Origin of the sequence: Evansella sp. AB-rgal1 (genome assembly GCF_041820985.1) — a bacterium.
In the GTDB taxonomy this organism is placed as follows: domain Bacteria; phylum Bacillota; class Bacilli; order Bacillales; family Salisediminibacteriaceae; genus Evansella.
Genome location: NZ_JBGUAU010000007.1, coordinates 1 through 24763, shown reverse-complemented (window position 1 = coordinate 24763; position 24763 = coordinate 1). Strand labels below are relative to the sequence as shown.

At 37.1% G+C, this 24763-nt stretch carries 16 protein-coding genes; 14 read left to right on the top strand and 2 right to left on the bottom strand.

Going from position 1 to position 24763, the window contains the following annotated elements:
* The first annotated feature begins 51 nt into the window (after positions 1 to 51).
* The 7 genes from ACERII_RS07215 (at position 52) to ACERII_RS07185 (ending at position 10552) form a co-directional block, all read left to right on the top strand.
* A complete protein-coding gene (locus ACERII_RS07215) occupies positions 52 to 2166 on the top strand; it encodes a glycoside hydrolase family 52 protein (RefSeq protein WP_373641163.1) in 2115 nt (704 codons plus the stop codon).
* A 16-nt stretch (positions 2167 to 2182) separates the two neighbouring features.
* Positions 2183 to 3190, top strand: a complete 1008-nt coding sequence (locus ACERII_RS07210; protein ID WP_373641162.1) for an endo-1,4-beta-xylanase — start codon at positions 2183 to 2185, stop codon at positions 3188 to 3190.
* Between the two features lie 74 nt (positions 3191 to 3264).
* Entirely contained in the window at positions 3265 to 5313 is a 2049-nt protein-coding gene (locus ACERII_RS07205; protein ID WP_373641160.1) for an alpha-glucuronidase family glycosyl hydrolase, read from the top strand.
* 182 nt (positions 5314 to 5495) lie between these two features.
* Entirely contained in the window at positions 5496 to 6575 is a 1080-nt protein-coding gene (uxuA, locus tag ACERII_RS07200; protein WP_373641159.1) for a mannonate dehydratase, read from the top strand.
* Positions 6572 to 7420, top strand: coding sequence for an SDR family oxidoreductase (locus ACERII_RS07195; protein ID WP_373641157.1), 849 nt, complete (start codon positions 6572 to 6574; stop codon positions 7418 to 7420). Before uxuA ends, ACERII_RS07195 begins: the two co-directional genes overlap by 4 nt.
* A gap of 68 nt (positions 7421 to 7488) precedes the next feature.
* Positions 7489 to 8868: an MATE family efflux transporter gene (locus tag ACERII_RS07190; RefSeq protein WP_373641155.1), complete on the top strand. Its 1380-nt coding sequence runs from the start codon at positions 7489 to 7491 to the stop codon at positions 8866 to 8868.
* 115 nt (positions 8869 to 8983) lie between these two features.
* Entirely contained in the window at positions 8984 to 10552 is a 1569-nt protein-coding gene (locus ACERII_RS07185; protein WP_373641154.1) for a glycoside hydrolase family 43 protein, read from the top strand.
* A 111-nt stretch (positions 10553 to 10663) separates the two neighbouring features.
* On the opposite strand, the gene ACERII_RS07180 is transcribed toward ACERII_RS07185, so the two are convergent.
* The gene (locus ACERII_RS07180) at positions 10664 to 11839 is read right to left on the bottom strand and encodes an ROK family transcriptional regulator (RefSeq protein ID WP_373641152.1); all 1176 of its coding nucleotides are present in this window, start codon (positions 11837 to 11839) and stop codon (positions 10664 to 10666) included.
* 613 nt (positions 11840 to 12452) lie between these two features.
* Here ACERII_RS07180 and xylA point away from each other — a divergent pair.
* From xylA to tkt, 4 genes are all read left to right on the top strand, one after another.
* Complete coding sequence (gene xylA / locus ACERII_RS07175) at positions 12453 to 13778, top strand: xylose isomerase (RefSeq protein WP_373641151.1); 1326 nt, start codon at positions 12453 to 12455, stop codon at positions 13776 to 13778.
* Between the two features lie 86 nt (positions 13779 to 13864).
* Positions 13865 to 15367 carry a xylulokinase gene (xylB, locus tag ACERII_RS07170; protein WP_373641150.1) on the top strand — a complete coding sequence of 501 codons (1503 nt, stop codon included), beginning with the start codon at positions 13865 to 13867 and terminating at the stop codon, positions 15365 to 15367.
* 492 nt (positions 15368 to 15859) lie between these two features.
* Complete coding sequence (fsa, locus tag ACERII_RS07165; protein WP_373641148.1) at positions 15860 to 16504, top strand: fructose-6-phosphate aldolase; 645 nt, start codon at positions 15860 to 15862, stop codon at positions 16502 to 16504.
* A gap of 87 nt (positions 16505 to 16591) precedes the next feature.
* Entirely contained in the window at positions 16592 to 18610 is a 2019-nt protein-coding gene (gene tkt, locus ACERII_RS07160; protein WP_373641147.1) for a transketolase, read from the top strand.
* Between the two features lie 74 nt (positions 18611 to 18684).
* Here the strand turns inward: tkt and ACERII_RS07155 are convergent, their stop codons facing one another.
* A complete protein-coding gene (locus tag ACERII_RS07155) occupies positions 18685 to 20187 on the bottom strand; it encodes a PucR family transcriptional regulator (RefSeq protein WP_373641145.1) in 1503 nt (500 codons plus the stop codon).
* Between the two features lie 197 nt (positions 20188 to 20384).
* On the opposite strand from ACERII_RS07155, the gene ACERII_RS07150 reads away from it, so the two are divergent.
* From ACERII_RS07150 to ACERII_RS07140, 3 genes are all read left to right on the top strand, one after another.
* Complete coding sequence (locus tag ACERII_RS07150) at positions 20385 to 22331, top strand: oxidoreductase (protein ID WP_373641144.1); 1947 nt, start codon at positions 20385 to 20387, stop codon at positions 22329 to 22331.
* Positions 22332 to 22489: 158 nt separating this feature from the next.
* Positions 22490 to 23221, top strand: a complete 732-nt coding sequence (locus ACERII_RS07145; RefSeq protein WP_373641143.1) for a thioredoxin domain-containing protein — start codon at positions 22490 to 22492, stop codon at positions 23219 to 23221.
* A 359-nt stretch (positions 23222 to 23580) separates the two neighbouring features.
* Positions 23581 to 24354 (top strand): ZIP family metal transporter, encoded by a 774-nt coding sequence (locus ACERII_RS07140; protein ID WP_373641141.1) that lies wholly within the window; start codon positions 23581 to 23583, stop codon positions 24352 to 24354.
* The last annotated feature ends 409 nt before the right edge of the window (positions 24355 to 24763 follow it).

Here is a 24763-nt window from a genome sequence, read left to right as displayed (position 1 = left end):
ATCGTACAATAGTTTATTTATTCCAAAGATACGAAGGGACTGTATTATTGCATGGCTACACCAAAAAATATATTTTTCAATGCACATCATTCACCGATTGGGGCGTTCTCTAGCTTTACTCTGGGATTTCCTGGAAATGGTGGAGGTTTAGACCTAGAGCTAGGGCGCTCTCCTAAGCAAAATATATTTATAGGGTTAGAATCGAATGAGAAGGGAAAGTTTGAAACTCTCCCTTTTCATGTAGATGCTGAAAGTGAAGCAAGTCGTTATGATATCGAAAATCCAGATCCGAACCCAAATAAGCCCCAAATCTTTTTCCCGTTTGAAAAAGAGAAAATATCACGAGATTTCCATGTTGGAACAGATACGTGGAAAGCAGGGAACCTTTCATTTACTATTTATTCCCCTGCTCATTCAGTTCCTGATCCTGAGATAGCTTCAGATGAGGAATTAAAACTAGCAACTGTTCCTGCTGTTATTGCAGAATTGACAGTTGATAACAGAAAAGGAACAGAAACAAGACGAGCATTTTTTGGTTACGAGGGAACGGATCCATATACTTCGATGCGTAGAATGGACGACACGTTAAAGTATCCTGGCGTAGGTCAAGGAACGTTAACTTCCATTGTTTCAAAAACGGAAAATGTAAAATCAGCATTACACTTTAGCTTGGAAGACGTACTAGTAAATAACTTAGAGGAGAATTGGACATTCGGACTTGGAAAAGTTGGAGCACTTATCATGGATACTCCGGCTGGTGAAAAAAGAACATACCAATTTATCATTTCCTTCTATCGTGGTGGAGTTGCAACAGCTGGTCTTGAAACATCCTATTGGTATACAAAATACTTTAAGAATATGGAAGCTGTAGCTGAATATACAGCCGATAATTTTGATCTATTAGTTGAAAGGGCTCTTGAGTCGAATAAATTAGTAGAAGATAGCAGTCTCTCCAATGATCAAAAATTTATGATGGCTCATGCTATTCGAAGTTATTATGGATGCACACAGTTTCTAGAATCGGAAGGGAAACCTCTATGGATTGTTAATGAAGGGGAATACCGAATGATGAATACGTTTGATCTTACTGTGGATCAATTATTCTTTGAACTGAAGATGAACCCTTGGACTGTAAAAAATGAGTTAGACCTCTTTGTAGATAGATATAGTTATGAAGACCATGTTCGTTTCCCAGGAGAAGATACAGAGTATCCTGGTGGAATAAGTTTTACACATGATATGGGTGTAGCAAATACATTCTCAAGACAGAACTTTTCGTCTTATGAGCTTTATGGCATTGACGGTTGTTTCTCCCATATGACACAAGAGCAATTAGTAAACTGGCTATTATGTGCTTCTGTCTATGTTGAGCAGACTGGTGATCAAAAATGGCTGAAGGAGAATTTACCTGTTTTTGAACGCTGCTTAGATAGTATGTTAAACCGTGATAACCCAGACCCTGAAAAGCGAAATGGAATAATGAGTCTTGATAGTACTCGTACAATGGGTGGAGCAGAAATAACAACGTATGATAGTTTAGATGTTTCATTAGGTCAAGCCCGCAATAATATTTACTTAGCTGGTAAATGTTGGGCAGCATATGTAGCACTAGAAAAAATCTTTGCAGAGCAAGGATTAAATGATCTTTCTAAAGTAGCTGGTGAACAAGCAGAAAAAGCTGTTAATACCATCGTGAGTAATGTGACAGAAGATGGCTATATTCCAGCAGTAATTGGGGAAGGTAATGATTCAAAAATTATCCCTGCTATAGAAGGGTTAGTATTCCCCTGTTTCACCAACTGTGAAGACGCATTAGATAGAAACGGTAGATTCGGAGAATATATACAAGTGTTAGAGAAACACCTAGAAGTTGTATTAGAGGAAGGTACTTGCTTATTCCCTAATGGTGGGTGGAAAATTTCATCTACTAGTAATAATTCATGGCTTAGTAAAATCTATCTATCTCAATTTATCGCTAGACATATTCTAGATTTACCTTGGGATGAAAAAGGTGCAAAAGCAGATGCAGCACATGTTGAATGGTTAACACATCCTACCTTATCTGTGTGGAGTTGGAGTGACCAAATAATCTCGGGTGAAATCAGCGGAAGTAAATATTATCCACGAGGGGTAACAAGTATTCTTTGGTTAGTGGAACAAAAGTAATTGGAGGTTCAAAAAAATGGAACAGAATATAAAAGATATTCCATCTCTCCAATCGGTATATAAAGATTATTTTCCAATTGGTGCAGCAATAAATGCTAGAACAATAGATACTGAGAAGAACTTATTAAAGAAACACTTCAATAGCTTAACTGCTGAAAACGAAATGAAGCCCGAAAATCTACAGCCAAAGGAAGGTGTTTTCACTTTCGATGTGGCAGATAAGATGATCGGTTTTGCAAAACAAAATAATATGAGATTCCGAGGGCATACACTTGTGTGGCACAATCAAACTCCAGAGTGGATGTTCGCCAATAGTGATGGTTCAGTCGCTAGTCGAGAAAAAATCTTAGCTAGAATGGAAAATCATATCTCTACAGTTGCTGGACGTTATAAAGGTCAGATTTATAGCTGGGATGTAGTAAATGAAGCAATTGCAGATGAGGAAAAAGTATTTTTAAGACAATCAAAATGGTTAGAATTAGTTGGTGAAGACTTTATTGACAAGGCATTTGAATACGCTCACAAGGTTGATCCAAGTGCAGCATTGTTCTATAACGATTATAATGAATCATTTCCTGGTAAGCGTGAAAAAATCTATCGTTTAGTGAAATCTCTAGTAGAAAAAGGCGTGCCAATTCACGGTGTTGGTCTTCAAGCTCATTGGAATATCGCTGAACCAAGCTTAGATAACATACGTGAAGCGATTGAACGATACGCATCACTAGGGATGCAAATTCAAATTACGGAAATGGATGTTTCTGCATTTTCTTGGGAAGATAAGCGAACAGATCTTGTAAAACCAACCGCGCAAATAGCAGAGCTACAAGCTCAACGTTACGAAGAGTTTTTTAAGATATTTAGAGAATATAAAGAAGTAATAACGAGTGTTACATTTTGGGGTGTGAGTGATAGTTATACTTGGCTAAATGACTTTCCTGTAAGAGGTAGAAAGAATTGGCCGTTTGTATTTGATGCTAACCAACATGCGAAAGATTCTTTTTGGAAAATTGTAGACTTTAAGTAGTATAAAAAATAAGCCGTTGGCGCCTAAATTTTCATTTGGCGCCTTACGCTTTTCTTTGGATTGGAGGATTTACAATGGCGAATGGTTATGAAGCTTGGCTACAATATAGTAGAATAACAGATTCTACATTACTAGCAGACTACACTCCGTTTCTAAAGCAAATTGTATTAGCTGAAGAAACGTTACTGATACATTCCGCAAAACAAGAATTACAGAAGGGTATCTCTTCTATGTTTGGCATTACACTTGAACTTTCCACTGTAATAGAAGGTGATTCGTCTATCATTTTGGCAACAGAGTCGAAAGATGAATTCGTTCAAGATTATATTGGAGATGTAAAGGAACAGTTACATGAGGAAGGTTACTTGTTAAAAACGATTAACGATAAAAAAAGCATACTTATATATGGGAAAACAGATAAAGGTGTTTTATATGGAGCTTTCCATTTACTTAGACTAATCCAAACTCAACAAAGTTTGAATAATATAGATGTGATTGAAAATCCTAAAAATCAATTACGAATGATAAATGAATGGGATAATATGGATGGCAGCGTGGAACGAGGGTATGCTGGAAAATCTATCTTCTTTGAAGATAATCACTTCGTTAGAGACTGGGATAGAATAAGAGATTATGCGAGAATGCTTTCTTCTGCAGGACTAAATGCAATTGCCTTTAACAATGTAAATGTTCATGAAGTAGAGTCGAAGCTTATTACTCCTGAATTTCTTCCAGATGTAGTGAAAGTGGCGGATATTTTCCGTGCGTATGGTATAAAAACGTTTTTGAGTATAAATTATGCTAGTCCAATTCAACTAGGTGGACTCAATACAGCAGATCCTCTAGATGAGGATGTTCGTGAGTGGTGGAAAGAAAAAGCGAAGGAAATATATAGCTATATACCTGATTTCGGTGGAGTTTTAGTAAAAGCAGATTCAGAGCACCGTCCAGGTCCATTTACTTACAATCGAACACATGCGGATGGAGCAAACATGCTTGCAGAAGCTGTGAAGCCGTTTGGTGGAATTGTACTTTGGAGATGTTTCGTTTATAACTGCATGCAGGATTGGCGTGATCGCTCTACTGATAGAGCACGCGCGGCATATGATCACTTTAAACCATTAGATGGTCAGTTCCATGAAAATGTTGTTCTTCAAATTAAGAATGGTCCTATGGACTTCCAAGTTCGTGAAGGAGTCTCTCCATTATTTGGGTCAATGCCAAAGACGAATCAAGTACTTGAATTCCAAGTGGCTCAAGAATATACAGGGCAACAACGTCATGTATGTTATTTAATTCCACAGTGGAAAGAAATATTAGATTTTGATACGTATGCAAATGGAGAAGGAACTCCTGTAAAATCTATTGTGGATGGAAGTCATTTCTCATATACGCACTGTGGAATAACAGCAGTATCGAATATTGGAAATGATGAAAATTGGACTGGTCATACATTAGCACAAGCAAATTTATACGGATATGGTCGGTTAACATGGAATCCAGACTTATCTTCAGATGAAATTACAGATGAGTGGGTAAAATTGACTTTTGGAATAGATCCAGAGGTTGTAAATGAAGTAACAGACATGCTACTCCATTCTTGGGGAATTTATGAAAACTATACCTCTCCATTAGGTGTCGGTTGGATGATAAATCCGGAACATCATTACGGACCAAATGTAGATGGATATGAGTACTCTGTATGGGGAACCTACCATTTTTCCGATTGCAAAGGAATGGGTGTAGATAGAACGATTGCCACTGGTACAGGATATACTGGGCAATACTTCAAGGAAAATACTGAAATGTATGAGTCTTTAGAAACGTGTCCAGACGAGTTATTATTATTCTTCCATCACGTACCGTATACACATGTATTGAAATCCGGAAAAACAGTGATTCAACATATTTACGATACTCACTTTGAAGGTGCAGATCAAGCGGAAGGGTTAAAACAACAATGGTTAGCACTCGAAGGGAAGATTGATGAAGGTAGATTCAAGGGCATTTTAGAACGACTTGAGCATCAAGCCGAGCACTCAAAAGAGTGGAGAGACATTATAAATACGTATTATTATCGGAAATCTGGAATTCCTGATGACCATAATAGAAAGATATATTAAAATGAATGGGAACATTCATTAGTGTAAACATCATCTGATAAACAAATAAAAAGTAAACAGGCTTTTGCCAAACTCAGAAAAACTTGGTGATTTGCCAAGTTTTTCTATTTCTAAAATTGTTTTTCATTTGGGTGTCTATTAATTGGATGTAATAAAACATACTTAATTTGAGGTGAATAGCATTGAAAATGACTTTTAGATGGTTTGGTGAGGGCAATGATACAGTTAGCTTGAACCATATTAAGCACATACCTGGTGTAGAAGGAATTGTTTGGTCACTGCATGACATGGCTGCTGGTGAAGAATGGCCGATGGAGAAAATCCTAGAAGTAAAAACACAAGCTGAAAAACATGCTCTAAACATTGATGTAGTAGAAAGTGTAAATATTCATGAAGATATTAAGCTAGGACTCCCAACAAGAGATGAGTATATAGAGAATTATAAACGTACTATTGAAAAACTCGGTGAAGTTGGAGTGAAAGTAATTTGCTATAATTTTATGCCAGTTTTTGATTGGACAAGAACAAATCTTTTTAAAGAGTTAGAAGATGGTTCTACTGCTTTATTTTACGAAAAAGCAATTGTAGATGATATGGATCCTATGGAACTTGTTAAATCTATCTCGACGAACCCTGATTTTACAATGCCAGGTTGGGAGCCAGAAAGACTAGAAAAATTAACTGATCTTTTTAACGCATATAAAGATGTATCAGAAGAAGATCTATGGGATAACTTGAAGTACTTTTTAGAAGAAATCATTCCAGTAGCAGCAAAGCATGATATTAAAATGGCTATTCATCCGGATGATCCACCATGGTCCATTTTTGGATTACCGAGAATTATTACAAGCCAAGATAATGTAAGAAGGCTATTAAAGCTCGTCGATAGCCCTTATAATGGTGTAACATTATGCAGTGGTTCTCTAGGAGCAAACCCTGAGAACAATGTTGCAGCAATGGTTAGAGAGTTTGCAGATAGAATTCCATTTGCACATATTCGTAACGTAAAGGTTTACGAGAATGGCGACTTTATTGAAACTTCTCACCGAAGTGAAGATGGTACAGTGGACATTTATGAAATCGTGAAAGCGTATCATGATATGGGATTCACAGGGTATGCGAGACCTGATCACGGAAGACACATTTGGGATGAGAAATGCCGCCCGGGATATGGCTTATATGACAGAGGATTAGGAATAATGTACATGTGGGGTATTTGGGATACATTAACGAGATTAAAAGAAAGTGGGAATAAAGCATGATCACGTTAAATGAAAATCTAAAAGGAAAAGTCGCAGTTATCACTGGTGGCGGTGGTGTGTTATGTAGTGCCATGGGGAAAGAATTAGCTAGACACGGAGTAAAAGTGGCCATCCTCAACAGAACCTCGGAAAAAGGCGAGGTCGTAGCTCAAGAAATTAGAGATGCGGGTGGCCAAGCCATTGCAGTAGCTTGTGATGTTGTAAATGTAGAAAGTGTAAAAAAGGCGGAAGAAGTTGTTTCTGCTGAATTTGGTCCTTGCGATATTTTAATTAATGGTGCAGGGGGGAACCATCCTGATGGATCTACAACAAACGAGACAATGAATGTAGAAGATATTGACGATCCTGAGGTGAAATCATTTTTCGATTTAACTTTCGAAGGATTCAATCATGTTTTTAATCTAAATATTATTGGAACAGTGATTCCTAGTCAAATTTTTACAAGAAAGATGATGAATCGTGAAGGAGCGATTGTCATTAATATTTCTTCTATGGCAGCTCCGAGCCCGATGACAAAAGTACCTGCGTACGGAGCAGCGAAAGCAGGAATTGATAACTTCACACAATGGTTGGCAGTACACATGGCACCGGTAGGGATTCGAGTAAACGCAATTGCACCAGGATTTTTCTTAACAGAACAAAATAGAAGGTTACTTACAAATGAAGATGGATCACTAACACCTAGAGCAGAAAAAGTAATTGGACATACTCCGATGAAGCGATTCGGATCAACTGATGATCTTTTAGGAACATTACTATGGTTAGCTGATGAGAATTTATCTGGGTTTGTTACTGGTATCTCAGTACCAGTAGATGGCGGATTTATGGCATATTCAGGTGTTTAATCAATATGGGGCTTGCGATTGTAAGCCTCTCTTTCATATAAATTCTAGAAAAATGATGGGTGGAGGACATGTCGATCAATAATCACTCTATTAGCAAACTTTCGTTATTTGCTATAACATGGCCTATCTTTATTGAAGTATTTTTACAGGCTTTCATGAAGTTTACTGATGTATTTATGTTGAGCTTTGTATCGGACGAAGCGGTAGCGGCTATTGGTGTGGTTAATCAAATCATGATGTTTACTTTCGTCTTATTTAATTTTACTGCGATGGGGTCTGGGGTAGTTGTTGCTCAGTTTACCGGAGCGGGAAAAGGAAAAGATGTGTCAAAGACGATTGCCAATGCACTAGTAATCAATCTACTATTTGGATTTATTGTAAGCGTTATCGTCGTGCTATTTCGACATCAATTTTTATCCATTTTTAATTTGTCTCCGGAGCTTTATGCGTATGCAGACATATATATGATCATTGTAGGTGGAACTTTATTTACACAATCAATGGTACTCACATTGTTTTCCGTAATGGAAGCAAAGGGGTATACGAAGGATGTTATGTATGTTGCTATAGGTATGAATGTTATTAATATTCTTGGAAACTATTTATTTATATTTGGTGCTCTCGGTGTACCTCAACTAGGTGTTACAGGTGTTGCTATTTCTACTGCGGTAGCAAGGGCGTTGGCGATGGTTGCTATGTTCTTTATTTTATATCGACGAGTGGAAGTACGCATTAAGGTAAAGGATTACTTGTACCTTCAGATGGACTATGTAAAGAAAATAATGAAGATTGGTATACCATCTGCGGGTGAACACCTTTCTTATAATACCAGTCAAATTGTAATTACTGTATTTATTACCCTTTTAGGAGCTAGTGCATTAGCAACAAAAGTATATACTCAAAATCTCATGATGCTGATGGTTATTTTTTCAATGGCAATGTCCAAAGGAATGCAGATTTATATAGGGCAACTTGTTGGAGCAGGTAGACTAGAAGAAGCATATCGAAACATGTATCGTGGGTTAAAATGGGCGTTGGGTGTCGCGATGAGTGTTGCGGTCATATTAGCTTTTTCAGGAGAATATTTGATTACGTTTTTTACAAGTGAAATAGATATTATCACAGTTGGGGCGACTTTATTAATCTTCGGTCTTATTTTAGAACCAGGAAGAACTTCAAATCTTGTTATTATTAGTGCATTAAGAGCTTCCGGTGATGCGAAATTTCCTGTTATGATGGGGATTCTATCTATGTGGGGAATTAGCGTTCCTCTTGCATATTATTTAGGGGTTCACTTAGGGTATGGTTTATTTGGTATATGGACTGCGTTAATTATCGACGAATGGGTAAGAGCGATATTAATGCATTTTCGTTGGCGAAGCAAAGTTTGGCAACGGAAGTCGCTTGTGCGGCAAGAACGATCAGAAGTTGTGCAAGAAACTAGTTAAATAATTTCAACGGCTTTTCTGCAAATTTTCGCTTGCATGGAGGTCTACGAAGGTAAGGGAATAACTTTGTTTTGCTGAGTTCCATTGTCAAGACATTTATAGAAGGGGTGTTTCTATGAAAAGCATTCGAAATCCTGTATTACCTGGGTATCATCCTGATCCTTCCATATTGAGGGTGGGAGAAGACTATTATATTGCAACTTCCACATTTGAGTGGTTTCCAGGAGTTCAAATACATCATTCAAATGATTTGGTGCATTGGGAACTACTTACATATCCTTTAACCCGTCAATCTCAGCTTAATATGATAGGAAACATGAATTCAGGTGGCGTGTGGGCGCCATGCCTTACGTATGATAATGGATTATACTATTTAGTGTTTACGGATGTAAAAAGTAGAAAAGGGGCTTTTAAAGATACACATAATTATGTTGTTGTAGCACAGTGTATAGAAGGCCCGTGGTCTGAACCAATTTATTTGAATAGTAGTGGTTTTGACCCATCCCTTTTTCACGAAGATGACGGAACGAAGTGGCTTGTGAACATGATTTGGGATCATCGTATTGGGAACAATTCCTTTGCTGGGATTGCCCTACAGCAGTTTTCTATGGAAGAAAAAAGATTAGTTGGGCCCATTAAAAATATCTTTAAAGGTACACATTTGGGATTAACAGAAGCACCTCATTTATATAAGAAAAACGGGTATTATTATTTAATGACAGCGGAAGGGGGCACTGGTTACGATCATGCCATAACCGTTGCTCGTTCCAAGTCTATTGATGGTCCTTATGAGGTAGACCCTAGTAATCCTATACTAATCTCAAGGCCGGGAAATGTTTTGCAAAAGGCAGGACATGGCAGTTTAGTAGAAACACAGACTGGGGAATGGTATATTGCTCACTTATGTGCTCGTCCAGTTAAAGAGGATAAGTGTATTTTAGGACGAGAAACTGCGATTCAAAAGTGTTATTGGACAGAAGATGGTTGGTTAAGGATAGAAGGTGGAACTGAACCAAGAGTATCTGTCCCCGCACCAAATATGAAACAGGTTTCATTTCCACCAACTACAAATGTGGATCATTTTAATACACAAACATTTAATAAGCACTGGAATTCGTTACGAAGACCTTTTCAGGAAGAATGGGTTTCTCTAACAGAACGGCCTGGCTATCTTCGTATAAAAGGGCAGGAGTCTATGAGCTCTACTCATTATCAGAGTTTAGTAGCAAGGCGGTTAGAATGCTTCCATGTTGAAGTAGAAACTTCCATTGATTATAGTCCTGAAAACTTTCAGCAAATGGCAGGTTTAATTGTCTATTATGATACAGAAGATTATGTTTATTTGAGAGTTACGTATCATGAAGAAAAAGGTAATTGTATAGGGATTATTACTTCAAAATATGGATATTATGATGAATTATTAGACGAAGACATCCCGTTACCTGACAATAGTATTTGTTATTTAAGGGCTATTATTGATCGACAATGGCTACAACTTTCTTATTCCTTGGATGGTACGAATTGGATGGAAATAGGAAGTGAAATAGATATCAGTCATTTATCAGACGAGGATGCAGAGTATATTCGTTTTACAGGCACCTTCGTTGGTATTTGTGCACAAGATTTAAGTGGTCAAAGGAAACATGCGGATTTCGATTACTTTCGTTACGAGGAATCAGAGTAACGAGAAAGTTACAAACCTCCCCACGGGAATCTAGAAAACGTAAAGGTGAACTTTCTGGAGAACATAAGAATGATCCGAAAAGGTATCAGACCTTTTTGGATCATTCTTGTTTTAATTCGCTGGAGGAAGAACACCTGTTTTTAGAAAATTCTCAGCTGCATAGGAAGCGACTCCTAAGGCAGAGGAATAAATGGACAACTCTGCAAACGTAATTTGTAAGTCCATTTGATGTTGTTTTAATGTATAGTTATTTATCACTTCTTTCATTGGATCCTCCATCCAATCTTTTGCCATTGCTAATCTATTACCGATAATAATTTGTTGTGGATTAAACGTATTAATAATATTATTAATACCTAACCCTAAGAAATATCCTGTCTTTTTCATAAGTAGTTGAATATTTTCGTTTTCTTTTATTTGTTCAAGTAAAAACTCTAAGTTATATTCTTGTTCAACGTTTTCTGGAAGGCTGTCCATGCACTCCTTTAGTAATGCTTTTTCTGAAGCGTATAATTCCCAACAACCTTTACTTCCACATTTACACTCTTTTCCGTCTATTTCAATGATCATATGACCTAATTCACCAGAAAAGCCATTAGTACCTCGGTAAAGCTCGTTATTTAAAATAAACCCTACTCCTATACCGATACCTGCACTTATATAGATAATATCCTGGAATTCACGACCTGCCCCAAAGCATTTTTCCCCGTAAGCACCAGCATTAGCCTCGTTCTCAATAATAATTGGAAGATGAAACTCATTTTCTATATCCCCTTTGAGATTAATGTGTTTCCATCCTAAGTTAGGAGCTAAGAGAATATCGCCTTCTTTATTAACAATCCCAGGTACTCCGATTCCGATGCCTACAACACCATAATGACTTTCTGGGGCATTGGATAGTAAATAGTAAATGATATTCTTCATGTAACTTAATGTCTGGTCGTAAGAAAGTTCATGGGATGCAACTTTTTTTTCATTTACAATTGTCCCTTCAAGATCAGTTAGTACACCTAAAATATAGTTGACACCTAGATCAATCCCAATAGAATAGCCAGCTGAATTATTAAAAGAGAGCATAACGGGGCGTCTTCCACCACTAGATTCTCCTGGGCCAGTTTCGTAACATAATTTCTCTGCAATTATTTCATTTACTAAGGATGAAACAGTACCTTTTGTTAATCCGAGTTTTTGAGAGATATCAGCACGTGATAAGGGTCCTTGATCCATTATTGTTTGTAAAACTAATGATTTATTATTAACTTTGACGATTTGCTGGTTCCAGCTCATAGTTTATTCTCCTCAAAATTTAAAATACTTGAAAGATATTCTGCATTATATATTCGTTTATTTTATTTCATTCGATTAAAAGTAAAAAGCCCTTTTTTCAACTGAAAGAACATTTTTTTCGTATATGGAAAGCGGATTACGCTTTTCAATCTTCCAGAACATTTGCATTTCGTCGGGAGACAAGGTGTCGACTTTATACCGTTGCGTACAGGACGTGGGCTGCTTTTAGGTGGCATTGTCGCGCATTGCGCTTTTCTTATAATATTGCTCATCATTAGTTATAACATACTTACAAAGAAATATAAATATATGTTTGTTCAACGGATGAACTAAGTTGTTTTGAAAAAAGATATGAGTATTTTAAAGTTAGAAATATAGTTTTTTAAGTGATAATGTAGTTGCCTTATGTATCGATTAATTTTTTATAAAACTTTGTTTATTCGATAGACAAACAAACCTTTATCAGTTACAATGAATGTAAAGTTGCTCAGTTAACTTTAAAAACAGAAACTTAATGTAATCGGTAACAATTTTTTGGAGACTCTACATAATGGATTGTAAAAATACAACCATTATCGGGAGTAATAAAAATAAAAATTTCGGAGGTATGAACATGAGTTATTTCAACAACATTAACAAAGTAAAATTTGAAGGTGCAAACTCAACAAACCCATTTGCATTTAAATACTATAACCCAGAAGAGCAAATTAATGGACAATCAATGGAAGAGTTTATGCGTTTTGCTGTTTCTTACTGGCACACATTTACTGGAGAAGGTGCAGACCCATTTGGTGCTGGAACTGCAGTTCGTCCGTATAACAACTTATCAGGAATGGATTTAGCAAAAGCGCGTGTAGAAGCGTCTTTTGAGTTTTTTGAAAAATTAGATGTTCCATTCTTCTGTTTCCATGACTTTGACGTTGCTCCAGAAGGTGACGACTTAAATGAAACATTTAAGAACTTAGATGAGATCGTAGCGATGATTAAAGAGTACATGAAAACAAGCAAAACGAAACTTCTATGGAATACGGCTAACATGTTCACACACCCACGATGGGTATTTGGTGCAGCAACTGCTCCTAATGCAGATGTATTTGCTTATGCAGCTGCAAAAGTAAAAAAAGGTTTAGAAATTGGTAAAGAACTTGGTTCTGAAAACTACGTATTCTGGGGTGGACGTGAAGGGTACGAAACATTACTTAACACAGACATGAAGCTTGAACTTGATAACTTAGCGCGTTTCTTCCATATGGCGAAAGATTATGCGAGAGAAATCGGTTTTGACGCTCAATTCTTAATTGAACCAAAACCAAAAGAGCCAACAAAACACCAATATGACTTTGATGTAGCTACTGGGTTAGCTTTCTTACATCAGTATGGATTACAAGATGTATTTAAATTTAACATTGAAGCTAACCATGCTACTTTAGCAGGTCACACATTTGAGCATGAGTTGCACTTAGCTCGTATTAACGGAATGTTAGGTTCCGTTGATGCAAACCAAGGTGACACATTATTAGGATGGGATACGGATGAATTCCCAACTGACCTATATTCTACAACGTTAGCTATGTATGAGATCATCAAAAACAAAGGTCTTGGAACTGGTGGATTAAACTTCGACGCAAAAGTACGTCGTGGATCATTCGATACAGATGACCTATTCCACGCACACATTGCTGGTATGGATGCATTTGCAATTGGAACAAAAGTTGCTCAACGTCTACTTGAAGATAGAGTACTTGAAGATTTTGTTGCTGATCGTTATAAGAGTTACACGGAAGGAATTGGGAAAGACATCGTTGCAGGAAACACAGATTTCCATAAGCTTTCTGCGCATGCATTAGAGCTAGGGGCAATCAAAAACAACAAATCAGGACGTCAAGAAAACTTGAAAGCAATCTTAAACAAATACCTTCTTGAAGCTACTCAAGGGTAATCGAAGTAAATAGATCAAATTATGCTGGATTACACACGTTTTCCAGCATATTTTATAAAATTGATGTGAGAAAGGGTGAAAAATAGATGAAATACGTTGTTGGTGTAGATTTAGGTACCAGTGCAGTCAAAGTTCTGCTAATGAACCAAGAAGGGAAAGTTTGTAACGAAGTTTCAAAATCATATCCCCTTATTCAAGAAAAATCAGGTTATAGTGAACAAGACCCAAATGAATGGGTAGATAAAACAACAGCTGCATTAAAAGATTTAGTTGCACAATTTGATGGTGACGTGTCTGACATTGAAGGCATCAGCTTTTCAGGTCAAATGCACGGCCTCGTTTTATTAGATGAAAACAACGGAGTATTACGTAATGCAATACTTTGGAACGATACAAGAACAACAGAGCAATGTCATCAAATTTACGATGTTGTTGGAGAGAAAAAGCTTTTAGACATAACGAAAAACCCTGCATTAGAAGGATTTACGTTACCGAAAATTCTTTGGGTGAAGCAATATGAGCCTGAAATTTTAGAAAAAGCATCTGTTTTCATGCTTCCAAAAGACTACCTTCGTTTAAAGATGACAGAGCAAATTCATATGGAATATTCCGATGCAGCGGGTACACTTCTTTTAAATGTAGCGGAAAAAACATGGAGCGAAGAGCTTTGCGAACTTCTAGATGTAGACGTAAAACTTTGTCCGCCATTATTAGAGTCTCATGACCTAGTAGGTACAATTACAGATAGTTTTGCAGCAGAAACAGGACTAGCTTCAACAACTAAAGTTTTCGCAGGTGGAGCAGATAACGCGTGTGGAGCAATTGGTTCCGCAATCTTAATAGATGGAAAAACGTTATGTAGTATTGGTACATCTGGTGTAGTTCTTTCTTATGAAGCAACAAAAGATCGTGATTTTGATGGGAAAGTCCACTACTTTAACCACGGTCAAGAAGATGCGTTTTATACAATGGGTGTTACATTAGCTGCTGGATACAGCTTAAGCTGGTTTAAAGATACATTTGCGAAGGAAGAGGCGTTTGAAACGTTGTTAGAAGGTCTTGAAGAAGTACCTGTAGGAGCAAATGGACTTTTGTTCACTCCTTACTTAGTTGGGGAAAGAACACCTTATGCTGATGCAACGATTCGCGCAAGCTTTGTAGGTATGGATGCATCACACAAACGTATTGACTTTGCTCGTGCGGTTATTGAAGGAATCACATTCTCATTAAATGAGTCCATCGAGATTTTTAGAGAAAGTGGAAAAACGATCGATACGATTATTTCTATCGGTGGTGGAGCAAAAAATGAAACTTGGCTACAAATTCAAGCAGACGTTTTCAATGCAAGAATTGTAAAGCTATCTAGTGAACAAGGTCCAGCTGTAGGAGCTGCAATGTTAGCTGCATACGGATCTGGCTGGTTCAACTCATTACAAGAATGTGCAGAAGTATTTACTGCAGAAGATGTATCCTACGAACCAATTCCAGAAAACGTAGAGAAATACAAAGAACTATTCAATTTATATAAACAAGTTTACGTACAAACAAAAGAGCTTAACGAAGGTTTAAAAAGCTTCCGTAAAAACTAAACATAAAATAGAGACATTGCAAGGTAGACCACCATGAAAGTGGAAATTTTCACCATGGGGGAAAATACGTTATGAGTATAGTTAGTACTTTTCTCTTTCTATGTAATGAACGCAAGTCCACGAACTCTAGTGGGAAGAAGAGCAAAGGCGAGGACTGAAGCGAATGGAATACAACCAAAAAAGTTAATATTCCATATTATTCTGATACGCGTATTTTCAGGGTAGACTTCCATGCAAGTTAGAAATTTGCACCATGGAGAATGAAAATACGTTATGAAGTATTTTAGTACCATTCATTCTTCTATGGAATGAGTGCAAGTCCACGAACTCCTGTGGGAAGTAGAGTAAAGGCGAGACACCGTAGCGACGGAGTCGTGAGGTGGCTCGGCAACTCCCCACGGAAAGGAGTGGACTGTAGCGAATGGAATATAAACCAACAAAGTTGGTCATACTAGATAAGTTTGACTAAATTGGAGAGGAGAAAAAATAAACATGAAATTTTTCTTAGATACAGGAAACCTTGAAGAAATCAAACGAGTAGCAAAATTAGGATTAGTCGACGGAGTAACTACGAACCCAACCTTAATCGCAAAAGAAGGACGTCCATTCGAAGAAATCATCAAAGAAATTTGTGAAGTTGTAGATGGACCAGTTAGTGCTGAGGTTATTGGATTAACGGTAGAAGAAATGGTACAAGAAGCATCCGTATTAGCAGCTTGGGCACCTAACGTAGTAATCAAACTTCCAATGACAGAAGCTGGTTTAGAAGCAACATATCGTTTAACTCAGCAAGGAATCAAAACAAATGTAACGCTTGTTTTCTCAGCAGCACAAGGATTAATGGCTGCAAAAGCAGGTGCAACCTACATTAGCCCATTTGTGGGAAGACTGGACGATATTGGAACAGAAGGTATGGCATTAGTAAGAGATTTAAAAACAATACTTACAAACTACGGGTTTGAAACGGAGATCATTGCTGCAAGTATTCGTAACATCGAACATGTGGAAAAAACAGCAATCGCTGGCGCTGATATAGCAACAATTCCAGGATCACTTCTACCGAAGTTATGGAAGCATCCGTTAACAGATAAAGGTATTGAGCAATTTTTAGCTGATTGGGAAAGTGTACCGAAATAATAAGTATGTATAGGGTCGTCGCGAATTGCGTTGCGGCGATCTCTTTTTTAATAATAGATTAATAGCCTTTGAGGAGGAAATAATAGAATGAGTAAAGTAGGCACAACAATAGAACAATTAGCTATTAATAGTATTCGTACATTATCAATAGATATGGTAGAGAAAGCAAATTCAGGTCACCCGGGTATGCCGATGGGTGCTGCACCAATGGCTTATGAGTTATGGGCGAACCGTATGAAACATAATCCAGCAAATCCTAATTTCTTTGACCGTGATCGTTTTGTATTATCTGCAGGACATGGTTCAGCATTATTATATAGTTTATTGCACTTAACAGGTTATGATTTACCATTAGAAGAATTAAAGAACTTTAGACAATGGGGAAGCCAAACACCAGGACATCCTGAGTTTGGTCATACAGTAGGTGTAGAAGCTACAACTGGGCCGCTTGGACAAGGGATTTCCACTGCAGTTGGTATGGCGATGGCGGAAGCTCATTTAGCTGCTACTTACAATCGTGACAATTTGGATATCGTAAACCATTTTACGTATACGATTTGTGGTGATGGAGATTTAATGGAAGGAATCGCTTCTGAGGCTGCTTCCATGGCAGGACATATGGGTCTTGGAAAACTAGTTGTCCTTTATGATTCAAATGATATCTCTCTAGATGGCGATTTGCATATGTCATTTACAGAGAGTGTAGAAGAACGCTTTAAAGCATACAAATGGCATTATATTAAAGTAGAAGATGGTACGGATATTGACGCAATTGGAAAAGCAATTGAAGAGGCGAAATCAGTAACTGATCATCCTACATTAATTGAAGTTCGTACTGTTATTGGATTTGGTAGTCCAAATAAATCCGGCAAATCTGCTTCACATGGTTCTCCGCTTGGATCAGATGAGGTTGCGTTAACGAAGGAAGCATACGGATGGGATCATGAGCCATTCACTATTCCAGCAGAAGTGAAAACTCATTTTGGTGGAGTGAAAGAAAAAGGACAACAAGCAGAAGATGTGTGGACAACTAAATTTGTTGAATATAAAGCAGTATTTCCTGAATTGGCACAGCAGTTTGAACAAGCAATTAACAATAAGTTACCTGAAGGCTGGGATAAGGACCTTCCTGTTTATGAAGTAGGTTCTGCGAAAATGGCTACACGCCAATCATCAGGAAATGCTTTAAATGCAATTGCACAAAATGTACCAACTATCTTTGGTGGATCTGCTGACTTAGCTGGTTCTAATAATACAACTTTAAAAGGGCTACCAATTTTTAATAGAGAAAACTATGCTGGTAGAAACGTTTGGTTCGGTGTACGTGAACATGCAATGGGTGCTGCGTTAAACGGATTATCCCTTCACGGAGGAGTACGTCCGTATGGAGGAACGTTCTTCGTATTCTCGGACTATCTTCGTCCGTCGATTCGTATGGCCGCAATGATGAAACAACCAGTAGTATACGTTCTAACACATGATAGTATTGCTGTTGGTGAAGATGGACCTACACATGAGCCAGTGGAGCAGCTTCCATCATTACGTGTTATTCCAGGATTAACAGTAATTCGTCCTGCAGATGGAAATGAAACGTCGGAAGCTTATCGATTTGCGTTTGAACAAACAGAGGCTCCGGTAGCAATGGTACTTACTCGTCAGGGTCTTCCGGTACTAGAGGGTTCAGCTGAGCTTGCAAGAGAAGGTGTGAGAAAAGGTGCTTATGTGCTTTCTGATTCTGAAGGAGAAGCAGAAGTTATCTTACTTGCGACTGGTTCTGAAGTGAGTCTAGCAGTTGCTGCAAAAGAAGAGTTAACGAAGCAAGGTGTAGCAGTTCGTGTGGTTAGTATGCCGAGCTGGGAATTGTTCGAACAGCAATCAGATGAATACAAGGAGTTTGTATTACCTTCTTCTGTGAAAACTCGAGTGGGAATTGAAATGGCATATCCACTTGGATGGGAAAAATATGTAGGTGATTGTGGAAAAGTAATCGGTATCTCTACATTTGGTGCGTCTGGTACAGGAGACAAAGTAGTAGCAGAATATGGATTTACAGTTGAAAATGTAGTAGGGAATGTACAAAGTTTACTAGCTGCAAAAGTGAAATAGAGAATGGAGTGAGGGCTGACGCTTTGTTGTTAGCCCTCTTCTTGCTTGTGGTGGCTCACCATTAACTAAATAATTTATTTAAGCAACACATCTAACGAGATTTGAATATGCCTACAAAGATTATTATCATCATAATTTATATCCGCAATTTCTTCGCATTTTTTAAGGCGGTAATTTAGGGTATTCCGATGAACATCTAGTAATTTTGCTGTTTCTGTAGCGTTTTTGTACTGATGTAAATAAGCTTGGAGTGTTCTTGCATACTGAGTATGATTCATTTCATCATACTTTATCAATTCTTGTACCCCGGCTAGTAGAAAAATTTCTTCCCCTTCCTTTGAAACCGCTGAATCTATGACGTGCTTATAAACATAATTGGAGTAGTGAAAAATAGCTTTATCTGGAGTGGATTTCAATCCAAGTTCATATGCTGCTATCCCTCGCCGATAGTAAATCTGAGTCTGTATTAATTTGTCGTACTGCTCACTAATGCTGAAAATTATCTTGCTATTGGTTAGGAGATCAGAAACTAAGTTAATAGATCTAGCTATGTTTTTTCCAAAAAGAAATAAAACAAGATTACTACTATGATTGATTGTGTACATATTCCCAATTTTTAAATAGAGTTGATCATACATTTGATTTAGTATCATATTTTGACTATTATCCATAGTTAGAGGAATAACAAAAATACAAAATGGAGCTTCAAAGTGTATGTCTGAACTTTGACGAGCTAATTCTAATGATTCTACTGAGGAAACACCTCCATCTAGAAGGTTTGCTAGAAAAGTTTGTTGTAGTATCATGGTATCGTTACTTGGTGTTGACTTTCGTTTTAAAAGAGTTCGGAACACTTTGCAGAGTAGATGTGTAATTTCATAATCTGCACTAGTAAACTTACGGTAATATTCCATAACTCCTAAGTAACCATATACGCGTTTCCCATCAATCACGATACCAGATATCCTTGGGTGTTTTTCTGCCCAACTCCAATTTAGTAATATCGGTTTATTACTCTCTAACGTCTTCCTTCTTGTTGTGTCTGCTTCGAATAACATAATATAATCTTGTTCTAAAAAACCTTGGCTATGAAGTGCATCCCATACTGGGTCATGTAATATCTGATTAGGATACATTTCGATTAGACGAAACGTGGATCCGGTGAGTGTGACGGGATTGCCGAGTAGTTCGGATGCAGTTTGAAGAAGGGAGGAAATTGTTAATTCCTCCCCCTTTAGCATTTCATAAAACAAACGTGCTTCTGCTTTTTTGACGACCTTCTCCTGATTTATAACTTCTATGATGAAAAGGCCAATATCATCCAGTTTTTCTTTTTGTACAAAAAGGAAGTTACTGTTATCGTGGTTCACTGTGACCTCACTTTCCTCAACTACGAAATTACTATGTGCAGCATGAACAAGCTCAACATTTGAGTTCCATATGTAGATTGTGTTTATATCGTATGTATCTCTATTAGCGGTTAGTATTTCTATATTTGAAATTTCTCGTGCTGGATGCGAGAGTTCTTTCGATACATGAAAGTGTTCCAAATGTTCATAAAGCTGTAATATTTTCATGATAGTCCTCCATGGTAGAGAAAATATTGATATATCACAACTAGTGTAACTCACTTGTGCAATTTGAACAACGGTGAAGTGAGTACATGTACACCTTTAACATTGTGAATAACTGAACAAACACATATACTCTAGGTATTCAACACCCTTCGTAACATGTGCCAAGGGTGTACAAATCTGAGAGGAGATTGATCAATATGTCACAAACTTATGAGAAGTTGTTTACACCGTTCAAAATTGGAAAAATGGAAGTGAAAAATCGAATTGTTTTATCACCAATGGGTACGAATTCTGCGGACAAAGATGGTAGAGTTTCTGAGGATGAAATTACATATTACGAGACTCGTGCCCGTGGTGGAGTTGGGATGATTATTATGGGTTGTCAGTTTTTGACTCATGAATTAGCACAAGGATCACAAGAAGGGGTATTGGAGAACGATTATGTTATTCCAAGACTAACGGAAGTAAGTGAAGCGGTACAACGATATGGTGCTAAAATCATCGCTCAATTGAGTTGTGGTACAGGACGAAACGCCTTCCCAAATATGTATGGAGACCCACCTGTATCCGCGTCAGCTATACCTTCAACATTTAACCCTGATATATTATGTCATCCATTAACAGTGGAAGAAATAGAAGCAATATTAAAGCAATTTGCAGATTCAGCTCGTCGTGTAAAAGCAGCCGGGATAGATGGAATAGAAATTCATGGACATGCAGGATATCTTATTGATCAGTTTATGTCACCGATTTGGAATAAGCGAGAGGATGAATATGGTGGTACACCTGAAAAGCGAATGAAATTTGCTGTGGATATAGTTAAATCCATTCGAGGTGCTGTTGGCCTGGACATGCCAATCTTGTTTAGAATATCTGTTGATCATCGATTTAATGGAGGAAGAACAATAGAAGAGAGCATGGAACTTCTTAAGGTTTTAGAAAAAGCTGGTGTAGATGCAGTGGATATTGATTCGGGTTCTTATGAGACAATTGATTATATTTTTCCTCCTTCCTATTTAGGCGATGCCTGTATGGCGTACGTCTGTGGACCGGCGAGAGAAGCGGTGACTATCCCTATTCTTAATTCAGGTAATCATACACCAGAGACTGCTGTCGAATTAATTCAATCAGGGAATGCAGACTTCGCAATGTTCGGAAGACCGTTAATTGCGGATCCTGAATTACCAAATAAGTTATTACAAAATCGACGTGAAGATATACGACCATGTATTCGTTGTAATGAAGATTGTATTGGCAGAATTGCAGGTCGCTTAACGAAACTAAGCTGCTCTGTTAACATACAAGCTTGTAATGAAAAGAGATTTGCTATAGAAAAAACAGGCTCTCCGAAACAAGTAGTCGTTGTTGGTGGCGGTCCAGCAGGATTGGAAGCTGCGAGAGTTGCTGCATTAAAAGGGCATATTGTTACACTTTTTGAAAAGGAAAACATCCTAGGAGGTCAGCTTGCAAGTGCTGCGACACCTCCATTTAAAAATAAATTACGTGAATTAATTTCTTGGTATGCAATCCAACTAGAAAAATTGGGTGTTACCGTGCATATGAATACAAAGTTAGAAGTGGATAATCCTGTCTTAGAAGAAGCAGATCAAATTATTGTAGGATCTGGTGCTGTTCCAGTTGTACCGAATATTCCAGGAATTGATAGTCCTAATGTGATTGGAGCTATCGAGGCTCATTTGCAAAGAGATCTTGTGGTAGGTGAAAACATTGTTATTACTGGCGGGGGCTTAACTGGTTGTGACCTTGCATTAGAATTAGCAATGGAAGGGAAAAAAGTTACGATCGTGGAAATGCAAGATAAAATGGCTCCTGATGTATTTTTCATCAATGCAGCATCGTTAATGCCGTTGTTAGAAAAATATAATGTAAGACAATTAACTGGTCATGAAGTCTTGTCTTTTGAAAATAATGGACTACATGTCAAAAATAAAGAAAATGAAACATTGTTTTTAGAAGCTGATACTATCATTACTGCTTTTGGAATGCGGCAAAATTCAAAAGTGGGTAATGCAATAAGTGAAAAATTCCATACAAAAACACGACATGTTGGAGATGGTGTAAGTATAGGGAAAGTGGGAAATGCAGTTCGATCAGGGTTCTTTGCTGGAAGTACAATTGAATAACATATAGATAGGAGAGTGTTTGATAAGGATTATTCCTTTATCTACACTCTCTTTGTTTTCCGACACTAGATTGTAACATTCGTGTAAGTCATTTCTTCTATTATTTTGTATTCTTATAATATAGATATAAGAATGAAGTGGAGACTGGAGTGTTGAATATGAAGGGGAAATTGATAGTTTCGTTAAGAATCTTTTGTATCACTGCATTAATAGTAATGTCGGGTCTGTTTCTTCTTACTTCTTATGATAGTTTAGGGAAGGAATCAAACAAGACTGTATTAAATGAAAGTGAGAATGAAAGTGAACGCTCGAATATATTTGACACATCTGAATTTATAGAAGGAAGAGTCTTTTTAGGGAACGAAGATGCACCAAATGAGGTAATTCTAGTTTTAGATTATATGTGTCCTTTTTGTAAAGAATGGATAGAGGATATTTTTATTCCATTAAAAGAGGAATTCATAGATAATGGTGAGGCTAAATTTTATTCTTTTCCACAAGTTTATTTAAGTAAAAAAACATTAGCTTTAACAGAATTTACGCAAAAGGTGGAAGAGGTATATCCAGAACTATATTTTGATTTACTAGAACGAATATTCACCGATCATGAACTAGAACACTGGGGTACGGACGAATATATACGAGATCTTGATGAAGCATTTGGTCTTGAAGGTTGGGAAGAAGTAGAATTAGATTATGATGTTATTCGAAGAACACGGCAAGTTACAAGGGGGTTGGAAGTGGAGGTAGTTCCTACCGTATATGTGAATGGGAGAAAAGTAAATGATAGGATGGATTACGAAGAAATTTCTAACTTAATAAAAAGTACGAGAAATATGAACTCGGCAGCATCAGGAGAAGTTTGTGAAAGAGATGCGGGTGATTGTTAACTGAATTAATGAAAGGTGACTCAAAAGGATTCTTCAATTCCTAACATGAGTCACCTTTTTACTATTTTTATGTGTAATTGCTAAAGGAAAGAGTTTAATCTCGTATCTCTCTTGTGTAAGAGGTACATTGAACATCTCAATATGGAATTTTTAGTTGAGTTTCTTCTATATATATCTTGAACAAAGTAAATTCCGTGTTATATCTCCTCTGTATCTACAATAAAGAATTTCTTTTAAAGTATTCTGCTAAAGAATTAGTTTAACCATAAAAAAACTATGCTTTAGTGATATCTCGTATATTTTAATAGTAATTGAAGAGATTAGAACATGGAGTACAATGTTTAGGGGGCTATGACTATATGTGGAACGCCATACTATGGGGAACGATTGCAGCATCAGCCACGTTATTAGGAGCACTTGTTGTTTTAAAGTTTACTATCCCGAAAAAAATTATTGGATCTATTATGGCCTTAGGAACTGGGGCTTTAATTGGTGCAACTACATATGAATTATTAGAAGAATCTTTAGAAATCAGTAGTATAAAAGAAGTGGCAATTGGATTTTTAGGTGGAGCATTGATTTTTACTATATTAGATTATTACATCTCTCATAAAGGTGGACAAAAACGAAAGCATTCTGATCGAGTAGATGAAAACAATGCTTCTTTATTCAACTCATCAGGTGGGAGCTCTAAAGGATCTGCAACTTCTGGAATGGGAATATTCATTGGTTCTGTGATGGATACATTACCTGAATCTGCGATGATTGGAATGAGTCTCATTGGTGGACAAGCCGTTAGTATGGCTCTTGTTGTTTCTATATTTATTAGTAATATCCCAGAAGGACTTTCTAGTACTGCGGGGTTGTTGAAAAGTGGCTTTACTAAAAAGAAAATTATATTCATGTGGGTATTAGTTGTATTTTTTTCTGCTCTCAGTTCTTTAGCAGGGGCTACTTTGCTGGATAATGCGTCTGATAGTATAAAAGCAATTGTTAGTTGCTTTGCTGGGGGTGCAATCATTGCAATGATTGCATCGACTATGATGCCTGAAGCGTTTAAGGAGGGTGGCCCAATTGTCGGCTTCATTACTTCTATAGGCGTCTTTATATCTTTGTGGTTACATTATTTATAAATTATTAGTTGGTTAGAAAACAAGATGTGATCTTTTGTATTGTATTGCATTGCGTAGAATCTATTTAGTATTTCTGTAGGAATCAGTATCTACCAAAATTAACCACTTCTTAATATATTGAAATGAAAGTTTGTATATGTTAGTATTATTCTTACCGTTGAAGAGCGATAAAGTATTTAATATTCGTTAAACAAATAAAAAGTGCACGGAATAAGGTTTCGTAATATAATGAGGAAGACGACGAAAAACTTATGGGAAAATGCGACACTAAAGTTGTTGACACCTAAATATTATATTGGTATAATAGAAAAGTCGCTGTGAAAACAACGGTGTAAATACTGACCTTTGAAAACTAAACAAAAAGCCAAAGACGAAGTGGGATATATTCTTATATCCCGTCAATGAATAT